Below are 13,755 nucleotides of genomic sequence, written 5' to 3'. Positions count from 1 at the left end.
GACGTTCAGCGGACAAGGATCAGCGCCACGAGGTCGTCGTAGGCGATGACCAGCGTGGCCAGGACGACGGCCACGAAACCGGAGAGGAGCATGGCGGTCACGTCGAGTCCGCCGGAAGCCAGGAGGGTCCCCGCCATGCCCGCCGCCGCGACGGACAGGAGGATCACGTTGCGCACCACGTGCCGCACACCCAAGGGCTGATCGGACGCGCCGAAGCACCGGCAGCTCGTCGTCGCGCCCCGCCGTACGGCCGAGCCGATCGCTCCCGTGAAGGCCGCCAGCAACATCGCGGCGAGTCCCAGGCCCACGGGAGCGGTGGCGTCGATCAGCATCAGCGACGCGGAGACCAGTTCGCCCGCGATCACCGCACCCGAGACGGCGGAACTCCAGCGCGGGGCCACACCGAACTCACCGACCGCGGCGCGGAACCGCGCCAGATCACCTCGCCCGCGTAACTTACCGGCGACGGCGGCGAGGAGAACCAGGGCGAGAGACAGGCGGCATATGAAACTCAAATATGCCACCGATATCACGAGCCTCCCGCTGAACGGGGGCGGTGTGATTGCGGGAACATTTCAGAGGAAATGCGTGCCGTCGCGGGATTCGCCGTTCAGCAGAACCACGGTCCGTGATCGCAGCCTCCGGCGGTACACGTCCCGATGCGGTACCAGTCGCTGCAGCCGCCGGGGCCGCAGATCTGCTGCCAGAGTTCGCAGTTCTTGCAGGTGCACCGCAGATATGTCGGGTCGGCGGACGCCTCGGCCCGGGGGGCGGTCAGGGAGAGGAGTGTGTCCCCGACCCTGTTCAGCAGACGAGTCATGTGAACCTCCAGGGGTTTGAGCTGGGTAAACCTCAGCAGGAGTAGACGCCGGTCGGCTTGGTGCACCCTCCGGCGAGGTACCAGTCGCTGCAGCCGCTGGGGCCGCAGATCCGCTGCATCAGCCCGCACGTGTCATTGCAGTAACACTGCAGATATGTCGGGTCGGCGGACGCCTCGGCCCGCGGCGCCGCCATCATGAGCATAAGATCGCCCGCGGCTCTGAACATACGAACCATTTCGCTTCCCTCGGGTCGGTGATTTATCGAAATCATAATTATGTGCGACCGGCCGATCCAGGAGCTTTTCTGCCATACATGGACGGTCGGCTGCCAAATCCGAACCCGAATTATTTCTCCGGCCGTAGCCGGGCGGGGGAGCGGTCATGTGGTCGATTTCGAGTAATCGTGCGGTGGCGACGACGTCCGGCAGGGCGTGTGCGAAAGACCGTCACAGTGGTCGCAGGCCGGGCACCGGGGGGTTCGGGGCCGCCGGACGCTCAACCGGCGCGGTTTCGGAGGCGAGCCGAGCAAGGAGACCGGTGCGCCGGGCCGCCGTCTCGCTGGGACCGCCGCGAACCCCGGGGACGATCTCACGGATCGCTCCGCCAAGCGTGAGCCGGTAGGACCCGGTCGGGCCGTGTTCAGCCTCGGCCCAGGGCGGTTCGAAGGGACTGACGGGGTCCGGGGTCACCCGCTGATCGGTTCGTAGGCGCCTCCCCACTCGTTGAGCAGGACGAAGCCGGGCGATGCCACCGTCTCCATGAGGAGGGTCAGCGCGTCCGTCGTCGACGGGAGGCGCAGCCCGAGCAGTCCGGTCAGCGAGGTACGGCACGCGTCGAGGTCGATGTCGTGGTCGGCGTACTCCTCCTCCAGTTCCGGAACCACCGACGACATCGCTTCGAGCCCGCCGGAGACGCGCCAGACACAGTCCCTCCAGTACGGGACCCGCACGATCAGCTGGATCGCGGAGGTCAGGTCACCGCCGATCAGCCCGGCCTGCCCCTCGGAGTCGGCGTAGAGCACGGGCCGCCGCCCGGCCGCGTCCCCGCAGAGGAAGTACGTCCCGCCCGCGCCGTCACCGGCGACCGCCTCAAGGGTCTGTCCGGACTGCAGCGTCACCTTCTCGACGTGGTCGGTGCGGGAGACGTCGAAGTCGAACGGCCAGGTCAGCAGTTCGGCGGCGGCCGGAGTGCGGTGGATGAGGCCGAGCAGGGGGTCGGGGTGCGTCATGGGGAGCACCGTAACAGTCGTTCGCGGGGCGAACCGGTCATCCCAGTCGCGCGTCTACTGATCATGAGATTGCTCCCGATCGCGCTGCTCGTCGTGCTCGTGACGGCCTGCGGTCCCGGACGCGCGCCGGTCACCGACGACGAGTTCGCCGCCCGTGCCCGCGAGGTCGTCGAACACTGGCGGGGCTCGGCGGAGCGGGAGGCCTGGGTCTCGGGGTTCGTCCCGCTGCGGAACCTGACCCTGGAGCCGGACTGGAGGCGCACACCCCGCTGGGTCGGACGGAGCGCGATCAACAGCGTCTGGAGGCTGGAGACCGAACCGCCGTCCGGGACGCCCGCCCCGGCGAGGTTGCGCTGGGCCGACGGAGGCTCGCTGGAGGTGCCGGTCCTGACGGCGGAGGCCGCCTACGCGGGGCTGAGCAAGCCCAAGTCCTTCGCCGACGAGAAGTGCCCGGCCGAGGGCTGCCGGCCGTTGAGCGTGGTCGCGGTGGCGCGGGGCGAGGCCACGGTGCCCAGCAGCAGGGGAGAGGTACGGGTTCCGACGTGGGACTTCACCGTGCGGGGCGTGCCGGAGCCGTTCCGGCGGGTGGCGGTCGACCCGGCCGCGATGGGCGGGCCGCCCCGGCCGCTGGACGACGGGATCCAGGAGGTGGACACCTACGAGGCGAGCGCGCCGACCGAGCTCCGGCTGAGCTACCTGCACGGCGACTGCGACACGACGTACGGCTCGCGTGTCCACGAGACGCCCGAGGCGGTGGTCGTGGACGTCGACGTCCGGGACGACGACGTGAGGATCTGCCCCGACGTCGGCAGGGCCGGCCGGATCGACGTCACGTTGCGCGAGCCCCTGGGGCGCCGGGTGGTGCTGGACTCCGGCAGCGGGGTGCCCCTGCTGCCGGAGAGCAATGTCCGCCTGATCGAGTTCCGGAACTACGACCCACGCCGTTCCTGACGGGAGTTTCGGCCGTTGACATGCGCTGATTTGCCGAAACGGACACCCATACATACCCTAGGGGGTATGGAGCTGACGGAATCGATGGTGGGCGACGCCGTGACACGGCTGCGCCGTGCCCATGGGCAACTCGCGGGTGTGATCTCGATGATCGAGGCGGGGGAGGACTGCGTGAAGGTCCTGACCCAGCTCGCGGCCGTGTCCAAGGCGCTCGACCGGGCGGGGTTCAAGATCGTGGCCAGTGGCCTGAAATGCTGCCAGGACGCCCAGGCCCGTGGTGAGGAGGCTCCGATGAGGGTCGAGGAACTGGAGAAGCTCTTCCTGGCCCTGGCCTGAACCGAAGGGCGGCGAGTGGTTGGGGCACCCGCTCGCCGTGTGTCCCGCATATACCCCCGGGGGTATCTGGCCCCTCTCATGTCTCACTGATACCCCCCGGGGTATTTACCAAAGGAAGGACCACGATGGAGGTCATCTCGTTCCGCACGCCCGGTCTCGGCGACCAGAGTCACCTGCTCGTCCACGAGGGGCGCGGTGTCCTGGTCGATCCACAACGCGACATCGGCCGCTTCCTGGACGTGGCCGCCGAACGCGACGTCGAGCTGCGCTTCGTGCTGGAGACCCACCTGCACAACGACTACGTCTCGGGAGGCGGACAGGCGGCGCTGCGCACCGGCGCCGAGCTGGTGCTCCCGGCGGCCGCCGCGGCGGCGTACCCGCACACCCCGGCCTTCCATCTGGAGGACATCGACGGTGGGGGCGGCCTGACCATCCGCCCGATGCACACGCCCGGCCACACGCCGGAGCACACCGGCTATCTGGTGCTGATCGACGGCGAGCCCGTCGCGGTCTTCTCCGGCGGCAGCCTGCTGGTCTCCTCCGCAGGGCGGCCTGACCTGCTCGGACCCGAGCGCGCCCGCACTCTGGCCAGGCTGCAGTACGGCTCGCTGCACCGGCTGGCCGCGCTGCCCGGTGAGGTGGACCTGTTCCCGACGCACGGCGAGGGATCCTTCTGCAGCGTGTCCGGCGTCGGCCGCCACACCTCCACGATCGCCGACGAGCGACGGGACAACCCGCTGCTCGCGCTGCCCGACGCCGAGGCCTTCGCCGACGAACTGCTGGCCGCGCCGATGCCCATCCCGGCCTTCTACGCCCACATGGGATCGGCCAACCTTCTCGGAGCGCCCGCCATGCCGGCCCTGCGTCCGCCGGAGACAACGGTCGAGGAGATCCCCGAAGACGCGCACGTCGTGGACGTCCGCCCGCGTGCGGTGCAGGCGGCGGGGTTCCTGCCGGGATCGACCGGCATCGCGCCCGGCGACGACTTCGGCAGCTGGGCGGGCTGGCTGGTGCCGTACGGAGAACCGATCGTGCTGGTGGCGGAACCCGATCAGGACGTCACCGAGGCCCTCACCCAGCTGGCCAGGATCGGCGTCGACGACGTGCGCGGCGTCGTCCGCGACCTCGGCGGGCACGCGAGCGCCGGCTTCGAGCTGCTCGGCCTGACCGACTTCCTCGAAAGGATGCCCGGAGCCCGGGTGCTGGACGTGCGCATGCCCGGCGAACGGCGGGCCGACCCGCTGCCCGGCGCCGTCGAGCGATTCCTGCCGGACCTGCTCACCCAGGGTGTCCCCGAACAGCTGCGGGGCGAGCGGCAGGTGCTGGTCGTCTGCGGCTCGGGCCGCCGGGCCTCGATCGCCGCCACCGTCCTCACCCGCCACGGCCTGCACCCGGTCGTGCTCGGCGACGCGGGCGCCTCGCAGGTGGCGGCGGCCCTGGCCGGAAAGGGGGAGGCGCGGTGAACGCCGTCGACGTGGCCACCGTCCGGGCGCTGACCGCGGCCCGGGAGACCGAAGGCGCCGTGCTGCTGCTGGACGTGCGAACCCCCGCCGAGTTCGAGAGCGCGCACATCGACGGGTCCGTCAACGTGCCCCTCGACCGGCTGGAGGCGTATCTGCCGCAACTGGCCGGCGCGATGACCGGCCGGAGCGTGCTCGTCTGCCAGTCCGGCGGACGAGCCAGGACGGCCCAGGACAAGCTCACCGCCGCCGGGCTGCGCGGGACGGCCGTCATGACCGGCGGGCTGAACGCCTGGATCACCTCGGGAGCGCCCGTCAACCGGGGACGGCGCCGCTGGAGCCTGGAGAGGCAGGTCCGCCTGGTCGCGGGGCTGCTGGTCCTCGGCTCCGTCACGCTGAGCCTCTGGTGGGCACCGGCCCTGTTCGTCACGGCGTTCGTCGGCGCGGGGCTCGGCTACGCGGGAGCCAGTGACAACTGCATGATGGGCATGCTGCTGGCCCGCCTGCCGTACAACAGGGCCGGTGCCGGTGATCCCGCCGCCGCGCTCGCGCGGGCCTGCCGGCGATGACTCTCACCGTGGCCCTGGTGCTGGCCGGCGCGGTGGTCGTGGGCGTCAGCCTGGGACTGCTCGGCGCGGGTGGCTCGGTGCTGGCCGTGCCGGTGCTGGTCTACGGCGCGGGCCAGCCGGTGGCGGTGGCCGTCCCGACCTCGCTGGCGGTTGTGGCGATCTCCAGCGTGGGGGCGCTCGTCCCACGCCTGCGCCGGGGACAGGTCCGCTGGAGCGTCGCGGCGGTGTTCGCCGCGGGAGGCGTGCCTGCCGCCCTCGCCGGGGCGGTACTCGGCCGTGGGCTGCCCGGCGAACTGCTGCTGCCCGCGTTCGCGGTCATCATGGTCGTGGTCGCCGTGCGGATGCTGCGCGACGCGGAGTCGACCGGCGGTGCCTGCCGTACCACGGCGGGGCGGGTGAACCGCCGCCGGTGCCTGCCGAGGGCGCTGGCCGCGGGAGGCGGTGTCGGGGTGCTGACCGGGGTGTTCGGCGTCGGAGGGGGGTTCGCCGTCGTCCCCGCCCTGACCCTGCTGCTCGGCCTGACCGCGACCGATGCGGTGGGGACCTCGCTGGTCGTCGTCGCGGTCAACTCGGTGGCGGGGTTCGCCGGGCACGTGGGCACGCGGCTGGACTACGGCCTGGTGCTGCTCTTCGCCGGTGGGGCGCTGCTCACCTCGCTGGTCGCCGGGCGCCTGGCCACGCGGCTGCCCGCCGACCGGATCCGGCGCTGGTTCGCCTGGACCGTCCTGGCGCTGGCGCCGCTGGTCGCCGCGGGCGCGTGGATCTAGGACCGGGATCGGCGTCACCGTGGAGAAGGGGATCCGTCCAGGTGGGCGACGAATCCCCTTCTTGGACGAACCGGGTCAGGGCTACCCGGCCGTCACGGCGAGCTGGATCTCCGTCACCCATTTCTCGTGGTCGGCCGGGCACTCAAGGCTGATCTCCCTGGCCAGGCCCAGACTGCGGTAGCCGTGCTCCTCGACCCAGTGGGCCAGGATCTGGTAGGTCGAGTCGACGTGGTCCATCGACCCCCGGTGGACGATGGTCGCGGCCGTCCCGATCTCGGGCAGGTCCACGATCTCGAAGTCGTGCCCCGGGGACGGCTGGGCCGTCACCTCGACTCCGGCGTGCACGACCACCGAGCCGTCCTGGACGGGTTCGTAGTGGGCGATGCCGTACCCGGACGGTGCGACCCCCGCCCTTTCGAGGCGCTGGAACAACTCCTCGTACAGGGGCTTGATGACGGGGCCGATCTCCTCACTGTCGTAGCTCGCCGCGACGGCGCTGACCTCCGCCAGCCGCACCGGCGGGACCCGCTTGACGACGACCTCTTCGACGGCCATGTGGCCCTCCCTCTCCATCGTCCGGAGCCTCGCCTCGATCCGCAGCAGCCGCGCGGTGTCCGCGGCGATCCGCTCCTCAAGCTCCGCACGGCGCAGCCGTACCATGCCGTGGAGTTCGGCCACGGTCACCTTCTCGTCGAGGATCGAGCTCACCTGCTGCAGGGTGAGGCCCAGGTCCTTCAACGCGATGACGCGGTTGAGGCGCGAGAGCTGCGCCGCGTGGTAGAAGCGGTAGCCGCTGGCCGGATCGACGTGGGCGGGCCGCAGCAGCCCGAGCGCGTCGTAGTGGCGCAGCATGCGTACCGAAACGCGGCCGAGCTGGGCGAAGTCTCCGATGCTGAACATGATGGTTCCAGGTGTACGGGCTCACACGGTGTCAGGGTCAAACGTGTCAGGTGAGGGCGGCGAAGGCCCCGGCGCCGACGAGGGCCACGGCCCAGGCGAGGTCGAGGTTGAACCACGCCTTGCGCAGCACCGCCACCCCCAGTTTCTCGTAGACCAGCAGGGCGACGGCCGTGACCGTCGTCAGCATCGCAAGGGTGTGGACCGCCGTGGCCAGCAGACTCTGCGAGGCCAGTACGGCGGCGCCGTGGCCACCGCGCAGGGTGACCGGGAGCACCATCAGGCCCGCCCCGTGCGCGGTGGCCATCAGGAACGACCACCCGGCGAGCTGCCACCGGTTCACCCGCATGCCGACCCAGCGGGGGTGGCGCCGCCGTACGATCCGCCAGATCCCGAACCCGCACACCACGGCCGCCACGCCGTAGGAGACGGCCCTGGGAGGCACGGCCAGTCGTGCGAGGGACACCAGCGCGAGCGTGACCAGCACCGAGCCCGCGTGGCCGAGCACGATGGGCGGCAGGGCGCGCAGCACCGCGGAGCGCGAGCGTTCCTGCAGGCCGAGGGCGACGGCGAACAGCCAGCCCATGGCCGGGTTCAGGCCGTGGAAGGCACCGAGACCGGCCAGGACCAGCACGGACGTCAGGTCCATCTCGCGCGCTCCGTCCTGTTCTTCGGGGCGGGGCCCGCAAGAGCGTTCATGGAGGAGGCCGACTCCTTTCTGCGGTCGTCGCGGGGATCAGGAGGGGAAGCAGTAGGAGTCGGAGGAGGAGTCGCCTCCCTGCAGCCTGATCTGGTGGGCCCGGCGGCCGTCGGCGGCGAAGTCGACGAAGAAGCCCTCGTCGAGGGAGAGCGAGCCGTCGTCGCCGATGTCCACCTTGGCGATCCAGCTGGAGATGCCGTCGGGGTAGAAGACGTCGTCCCAGGAGCGGTAGAGCGAGTTGGAGAAGTAGACCCGCCGGCCGTCCCTGCTGGCCTCGACCATCTGCGGGCCGCCGTTCAGCGCCCGTCCCCGGCGCGCCGGGTGCGGCGTCCTGCCGACGATGCCGCCGAGGCGCACCGAACCGGTCTCGCGGGGGGAGAACGGGTCGGAGACGTCGTAGGCCTTCAACTCGCCCGTGCCCCAGCAGGAGACCAGCAGGATGCGGTCGTCGAGGGTCAGCGAGATGTCGGTCACCAGCGGCGGAACCGCTCCGAACTGCTTGAGCGGCTCGGGCAACAGCTCGGGGTCGGCGGGCTCGGCGGGGATGGTGATGACCTTCTCCGCCTTCCAGACCCCGTTGTCCTGGTACCACGTGAAGATGCCGGCCGACAGGTCCTCGACGCTGATGACCGTGTTGACGAAGCCGTGGGTCTTGGACGGGTCGTGCGCGGGGCGCAGTTCGAGGGCCATCTGGTGCTGGTCCCCGAGGTCGATCTCCTGCAGGTGCCTGCGCTTGGTCAGGTCCCAGACGTGCAGCTTGTGGCCGTACTTCCTGCCGACCAGCAGGTCGAGCGAGGGGCCCGCCTCGATCTGGTTGGGGGTGCCCCACTCACTGGTGATCATCGTGTCGTGGCCGAGGTGCCACCAGAAGTCGTAGTGCAGCTCCTGCGGGCCCCGGTCGACCTCCCAGCGGCCCTTGGGCTCGAAGGTGTCGTGGTCGAGGGTGAAGACGCCGCCGGGCGCGTCGCCGTCCACGTTGCCGAGCGCGCTGACGTAGATCGCGTCGGTGCCGCAGTGGACGGTGTGCGGGCGGCTGTAGCCGGTCTTTTCGAAGACGGTCTCCGGCTCGATCGTCTTGACGAGCCTGGGCCGCCGGGGGTCGTCCTTGACGTCGAACACGTAGATCCTGCTGGAGCGCAGTCCCGGCAGGACCAGGTAGCGCCGCTCGACGTGCGGGTGCGGGGCGTACGGGCACAGGGCGGCGCTGCAGACGTTCCACCCGAAGTGGTGGAGCTCGTCGCCCGCGTGGGGCATGTCGCCGACGCTGACGATCGACCCGTCCGACAGGTCGATCGTGGCGAGCCCGTCGGGACGGCCCTGCCCTTCGGCGTCCAGCAGGGCGACGTAGGCGAGCTCCTCCCGAGGCGCCTGCATGGCGTCACGGGCCGACGGATAGAAGGTGGGATCGGGCTGAATGAGTGCCACGGGAACTCCTAGGCCGAGATCAATATCCCACTAATGTTGTAGGAAAACTCTCCGCTGTCTAGGGGTGATTTTACGTAGCCGGGTCAGGAGGGGACCTGGACGTGGATCTCGTCGAGTCCCTCGGGGGCCTTGCCCGGGTACGCGCCCGACAGCATCGTGGCCACCGTGTAGAGATGCCAGACCTGGGCGGGCTTGGTGACCACGGGCGCGGCGAACAGCTTGCGGACCTCGTCGGGGGAGACGATCGGGGCCAGCAGGTCGAGGTGCTCCAGGATGTGGTCGCGCAGCACGCCGCTCAGCGCCTCACCCGGGCTGGTGCGCCAGCTCCAGCCGCCCCCGGTCTTCGGAGCCGTCAGGAATCCCGGCTTACGCTGCCAGGGGTAGTAGCGCCTGTCGGCGGTGAAGCGCCACGGCTTGCCCTCGATGGGGATGTGGCGAAGTTTCGGGGCGAAGGTCGTGATGAGTTCGTGGACGACCTCCTCCGACAGCCGCCACGCCTGGTCGAGCCCGAGGGCCGCGCGCACCACCCGGTTGTCGAGGAAGGGCCAGACCGGGTCGCCCCGGCGCTGCGACCCCGCCCTTGAACCGGCCTGCCAGCGGCCGATCCGGTAGAAGACGTACATCTGGTCGAGGGCCTCGACCCCCTCGCGCTCCTGCCAGGTGCGGGCCAGTTCACGGGCGTGGTCGTTGGCCTCGGCGCTGAACAGGGCCTTGTCCCGCATGAAGGTGGTGTCGATCCGGCGCCGCAGCGCCTTGGGACTCAGGTCGCTCTGGAGCAGCAGGAAGCTGCCCGCGCGCAACACCTCCCCGCTCTGCCCCGACATGGTCGGCCTGGCGTTGTACGGCAGGTAGCCGACGATCGACTCGTAGGCCGAGGTCATCCCCTCGCAGGTCCGCAGTGTCTCGTAGGTCCTGGCGAGCGGGTGCTCGACCAGGACGGCGTCCCTGCGCTCGGTGCGCGCCGGGGGGATGACCGTGTGCTCGACGCCGAGCGCCCCGGCGATCCGCCCGGCGAGGATCACGTCGGGGTGGCTGTCGAGGCCGTTCGTGGTCGCGCGCAGCGGAATCCCCGCCGCGTGCAGCACCGCGGCGGCCAGCCTGCTGTCCCGGCCGCCGGTGAGGGCGAGGTTGACCGGCTCGCCGGCCGCGCGCAGCGGCTCGACCGAGGTCAGCAGGGCGTCGGCCAGCCCCCCGATGAGGGCCCTGCGCCGCCTGGCCGAGGACGGCGCGGCGACGGCGACCGGCAGCGGCGCCTCGGTGACCGTACGGCTGCCGCCCCTGACGGTGACGGTCGAGGAGGGCGGCAGCGCGCTGACCCCCCGGTAGGGCGTCTCGTCGGACAGGAAGTAGCCCTGCCGGATCATCGACTGCAGGGCGAGCACGTCCCACTCGATCCGCTCGCCGAAGGCGGCCAGGCTGACCAGCAGAGCCCTGCTGCCGATCACGTGCACGTCCGGGGTCTCGGCGTAGTAGACCGGGCAGACCCGGTGGATCGCGGTCGCGGCGGCCAGTTCGGTACCGGTCGCGCGGAAGACCGAGAAGCAGCCGCCGACCGCCTCGGCGCTCAGTTCGGGGGCGCCCGCGAGCCGGTCGACGTCGCCGGGCACGGCCAGGTTGCCGTTGACCCCGGTCACCCTGTCGTGGCCGGTGGCCAGCAGCGGGGGAGTCCGGGAGTCGTCGGGCTCGTTGGTCCAGGCGAACAGGCTGACGCCGGGCCTGTGCCACTCGCGGGGCCTGATGACCTCGGCCGGGACGGGGAAGGCGGTCTCGATCGAGGCGCGCACGGTGTGCAGCACCGCCTCGGGAATTCCGGCTTCGGGACGCTTGGCCGCCAGTCCGAGATACACGCGCATGATCCCGAATCCTATGTCCCCTTTTTTCCGCACGAAGCCTGATTAATGAGGAAAACGTGTGGTCACTTGAGGCGCCGAGCGGGGAGAGGCCGATCACGCGCCGGGCACGGTTTGCGCTCGCTTGGGTCAAGCGCCAGGCCCAGGTCATGAGGGGGTCGTCGTACGGGATGGCGCGCGAATCCCGCGAGTCCCCGTGAATCCATGCAAATCCAGATAAATCACGGCGAATCCTTGTGAATCTCTGTGGAGGCGAACATGAAACCACGCACGCTCGCCGTCGTCCTGGCCGTCCTCGCCCTGTGGGTCACGGCCGCCTGCGGGAGCTCGGCGAATAGGTCGCCCAGCACCCAGCCCAGGGGCGACGCGAACGCCCAGGCACCCGAGGAACGCGAGAACGACACCGGCATGTCCAAGGACATGAACGACACCACCGTCGACCAGATCTCCACCTTCGCCCTCGACGTGGACACCGCCTCCTACGACTACGCCAGACGCACCATCGGGGAGGGCAGACTCCCGGAGCGGGACAGGGTGAGACCGGAGGAGTTCGTCAACTCCTTCCGCCAGGACTACCGGGAACCCGAGGACGACGGTTTCTCCGTACAGCTGGACGGCGCACGGATGCCCGGCAACGGTACGGCGCTGCTCAGGGTCGGTCTGCGCACCCGTCAGGCGCAGTCACGGGAACGACGCCCGGCGAACCTGACCTTCGTGGTCGACGTCTCCGGCTCGATGGGCGAACCCGGCAGACTCGACCTGGTCCGTGAGGCGCTGCACCGGCTCATCGGACAGCTCGGGCCCGGGGACAAGATCTCCATCGTCGCCTTCAGCGACCAGGCCCAGGTCGTGCTGTCCATGACCCCCGCGACCGAACGGCAGGAGCTGGACGCGGCCGTCGAGCGGCTGGCCGTACAGGCCTCGACGAACCTGGAGGCGGGGCTGACCACCGGGTATCAGGAGGCGGCGAAGGCCTTCAGGCCGGTGGCGACCAACCGGGTCATCCTGCTCTCCGACGGCCTGGCCAACAACGGCGACACCAGCTGGCAGGGCATCCTGGACCGGGTCGAGGAGTACGCGGGCAAGCAGATCACCCTGCTGTGCGTCGGCGTCGGCCGTGACTACGGGGACCAGCTGATGGAGCAACTCGCCGACAACGGGGACGGCGCCGCCGTCTACGTCAGCTCGGTCGACGACGCGCGCAAGGTGTTCGTCGAGCAACTCGCCGCCACCCTCGACCTGCGGGCCCGCGACGCCAAGGCGCAGGTCGTGTTCAACCCCGCCACGGTCGAGTCCTACAACCTGATCGGCTACGAGAACAGGCGGATCGCGGCCGAGGACTTCCGTGACGACAGCAAGGACGGCGGCGAGGTCGGCCCCGGTCACACGGTGACGGCCCTGTACGAGGTACGGCTGCGCCAGGGCGCCTCCGGCCAGCTCGCCACCGCGACCGTGCGCTGGCAGGACCCCGACACCCGCGCCCCGGGTGAGGTCAGCGGCTCCATCGGGCGGGCCGACCTGGTCTCCTCTCCGTGGGAGAAGTCGTCGCCGCGGTTCCAGGTGGACGTGGTCGCCGCGGCCTTCGCCGAGTATCTCCGCACCGGAAGGCCGGTCGCCGGGGTCGAGACCGAGGAGCTGGCCGGACACGCCGGTCGTCTGGCGGCCTCGACGGAGGACCCCGCGGTGTCCGAGCTGGCGACCCTGATCACCCGCGCCCTGTCGCTCGGCTGACCGTACGGCCGCCGGGGCGGGCCTGTCCCGGCGGCCTCGACGGTCACCTCGCCGGTTACGGAGCAGGGTGCGATGTCCTATACACTGGCGTGGTGCCGCTGGGCGGTGCGAAACGCAAGGGGCTATGGCGCAGCTGGTAGCGCGCCTCCATGGCATGGAGGAGGTCTGGGGTTCGAATCCCCATAGCTCCACAGCGACAGCGTGTTGACGAGATCCCGTCCGATCGGACGGGATCTCGTCGTTTTCCGGCCCGGATGACCTGCCTGCGTCCCCACCCCGCGCGCCCCGCAGCATGGCTGCGAAACCGTGGACCCGGCAGTGGAGGCCGGCCGCCGGCGGACCACAGGGGTGGTCAGCCGTTCGGGAAGAGCGTGTGAAGGAGCGTGTGGCCCGGCATGGCCCGGGCCGGGAGCACGCCCACGGCGAACATCTCCGGGGTGTCGAACACGGGCTCCCCGCCGGGGCGGCGCGCGTAGGGGACCCGGCCGTAGTCCACGCCGTCGCCCTCGTGGAAGCTCATCCAGGTGATCGTCTCCTGTTCGCCCTCGCGGAGCGGGTGGTTGGACACGGCCCGGCTGTAGACGGTGCCGGAGGCGGTGACCCAGACCAGGGGGACGGCGAGGACCCATCGCGTCGCCCTGATCTCCCGAGCCCTGGCGGCCGCCCGCGTCTCGAACGAGACGGCCGACCGCGGGTCGCGGAGATAGTCGTAGTCGCTGAGCACGAGCCGCCGCTCGCCTTCGAGGGCCGCGACCGCCGGGCAGTGGCGGGCCGCGATGCTCCGCTGGAGACGTTCGACCACCTCGAAGAGCAGCGCGGCCGTCTCGTCGTTCATCGTGTCCTCCGGAACTCACGGTACGGACCGGTACGCCGGGCCCGCGCCGGAGAGGAGGCGCGGGCCGCGTGCGCGAGCCGTCAGATCTCCTCGACGCTGCTCGGCTCGCGCCGGGACAGGTCGATGCCGAGCTCTTCGGCGGCGCGGAAGACGTCCTCGTCGGTGTCGCGCATCTCGATGGACAT

General features: G+C 70.7%; 15 protein-coding genes and 1 tRNA gene. 7 read left to right on the top strand and 9 right to left on the bottom strand.

Features of this window, described 5'->3' with window-relative positions; translation table 11 throughout:
• Positions 1-5: 5 nt before the first annotated feature.
• The 4 genes from ABZ463_RS38185 to ABZ463_RS38170 all read right to left on the bottom strand — a co-directional run bounded on the left by ABZ463_RS38185 (position 6) and on the right by ABZ463_RS38170 (position 2,049).
• Entirely contained in the window at positions 6-515 is a 510-nt protein-coding gene (locus ABZ463_RS38185) for a MauE/DoxX family redox-associated membrane protein (RefSeq protein ID WP_352016327.1), read from the bottom strand.
• A 95-nt stretch (positions 516-610) separates the two neighbouring features.
• The gene (locus ABZ463_RS38180) at positions 611-820 is read right to left on the bottom strand and encodes a hypothetical protein (protein ID WP_352016326.1); all 210 of its coding nucleotides are present in this window, start codon (positions 818-820) and stop codon (positions 611-613) included.
• Positions 821-852: 32 nt separating this feature from the next.
• Complete coding sequence (locus ABZ463_RS38175; RefSeq protein WP_362784356.1) at positions 853-1,017, bottom strand: hypothetical protein; 165 nt, start codon at positions 1,015-1,017, stop codon at positions 853-855.
• A gap of 489 nt (positions 1,018-1,506) precedes the next feature.
• Positions 1,507-2,049, bottom strand: a complete 543-nt coding sequence (locus ABZ463_RS38170) for a hypothetical protein (protein ID WP_352016324.1) — start codon at positions 2,047-2,049, stop codon at positions 1,507-1,509.
• A 63-nt stretch (positions 2,050-2,112) separates the two neighbouring features.
• On the opposite strand from ABZ463_RS38170, the gene ABZ463_RS38165 reads away from it, so the two are divergent.
• The 5 genes from ABZ463_RS38165 (at position 2,113) to ABZ463_RS38145 (ending at position 6,132) form a co-directional block, all read left to right on the top strand.
• On the top strand, positions 2,113-3,000 hold the full coding sequence (locus ABZ463_RS38165; RefSeq protein WP_362784353.1) for a hypothetical protein: 888 nt from the start codon (positions 2,113-2,115) through the stop codon (positions 2,998-3,000).
• Between the two features lie 66 nt (positions 3,001-3,066).
• On the top strand, positions 3,067-3,336 hold the full coding sequence (locus tag ABZ463_RS38160) for a metal-sensitive transcriptional regulator (protein ID WP_352016322.1): 270 nt from the start codon (positions 3,067-3,069) through the stop codon (positions 3,334-3,336).
• 125 nt (positions 3,337-3,461) lie between these two features.
• Positions 3,462-4,799, top strand: coding sequence for an MBL fold metallo-hydrolase (locus tag ABZ463_RS38155; RefSeq protein WP_352016321.1), 1,338 nt, complete (start codon positions 3,462-3,464; stop codon positions 4,797-4,799).
• Positions 4,796-5,365: a rhodanese-like domain-containing protein gene (locus tag ABZ463_RS38150; protein ID WP_352016320.1), complete on the top strand. Its 570-nt coding sequence runs from the start codon at positions 4,796-4,798 to the stop codon at positions 5,363-5,365. Before ABZ463_RS38155 ends, ABZ463_RS38150 begins: the two co-directional genes overlap by 4 nt.
• Positions 5,362-6,132 (top strand): sulfite exporter TauE/SafE family protein, encoded by a 771-nt coding sequence (locus ABZ463_RS38145; protein WP_352016319.1) that lies wholly within the window; start codon positions 5,362-5,364, stop codon positions 6,130-6,132. The genes ABZ463_RS38150 and ABZ463_RS38145 overlap by 4 nt, the downstream gene beginning before the upstream one ends.
• A gap of 81 nt (positions 6,133-6,213) precedes the next feature.
• On the opposite strand, the gene ABZ463_RS38140 is transcribed toward ABZ463_RS38145, so the two are convergent.
• The 4 genes from ABZ463_RS38140 to ABZ463_RS38125 all read right to left on the bottom strand — a co-directional run bounded on the left by ABZ463_RS38140 (position 6,214) and on the right by ABZ463_RS38125 (position 11,007).
• Positions 6,214-7,032, bottom strand: a complete 819-nt coding sequence (locus ABZ463_RS38140) for a MerR family transcriptional regulator (RefSeq protein WP_362784347.1) — start codon at positions 7,030-7,032, stop codon at positions 6,214-6,216.
• A gap of 46 nt (positions 7,033-7,078) precedes the next feature.
• The gene (locus ABZ463_RS38135) at positions 7,079-7,678 is read right to left on the bottom strand and encodes a hypothetical protein (RefSeq protein ID WP_352016317.1); all 600 of its coding nucleotides are present in this window, start codon (positions 7,676-7,678) and stop codon (positions 7,079-7,081) included.
• A gap of 87 nt (positions 7,679-7,765) precedes the next feature.
• Positions 7,766-9,154 carry a selenium-binding protein SBP56-related protein gene (locus ABZ463_RS38130; protein ID WP_362784344.1) on the bottom strand — a complete coding sequence of 463 codons (1,389 nt, stop codon included), beginning with the start codon at positions 9,152-9,154 and terminating at the stop codon, positions 7,766-7,768.
• Between the two features lie 83 nt (positions 9,155-9,237).
• A complete protein-coding gene (locus ABZ463_RS38125) occupies positions 9,238-11,007 on the bottom strand; it encodes an asparagine synthase-related protein (protein ID WP_362784341.1) in 1,770 nt (589 codons plus the stop codon).
• A gap of 255 nt (positions 11,008-11,262) precedes the next feature.
• Here ABZ463_RS38125 and ABZ463_RS38120 point away from each other — a divergent pair, with 255 nt between their 5' ends.
• Together ABZ463_RS38120 and ABZ463_RS38115 are read left to right on the top strand one after the other, a co-directional pair.
• A complete protein-coding gene (locus tag ABZ463_RS38120; protein WP_362784338.1) occupies positions 11,263-12,735 on the top strand; it encodes a von Willebrand factor type A domain-containing protein in 1,473 nt (490 codons plus the stop codon).
• 118 nt (positions 12,736-12,853) lie between these two features.
• Positions 12,854-12,926, top strand: a tRNA-Ala gene (locus ABZ463_RS38115).
• 161 nt (positions 12,927-13,087) lie between these two features.
• Here ABZ463_RS38115 and ABZ463_RS38110 read toward each other — a convergent pair.
• Complete coding sequence (locus tag ABZ463_RS38110; protein ID WP_352016313.1) at positions 13,088-13,570, bottom strand: hypothetical protein; 483 nt, start codon at positions 13,568-13,570, stop codon at positions 13,088-13,090.
• Positions 13,571-13,755 lie beyond the last annotated feature (185 nt).

The sequence above is a fragment of the Streptosporangium sp. NPDC020145 genome (genome assembly GCF_040631275.1).
Lineage (GTDB): Bacteria > Actinomycetota > Actinomycetes > Streptosporangiales > Streptosporangiaceae > Streptosporangium.
The sequence above is the reverse complement of the archived record's forward strand: the minus strand, read 5'-3'. Positions and strand labels throughout refer to the sequence as shown.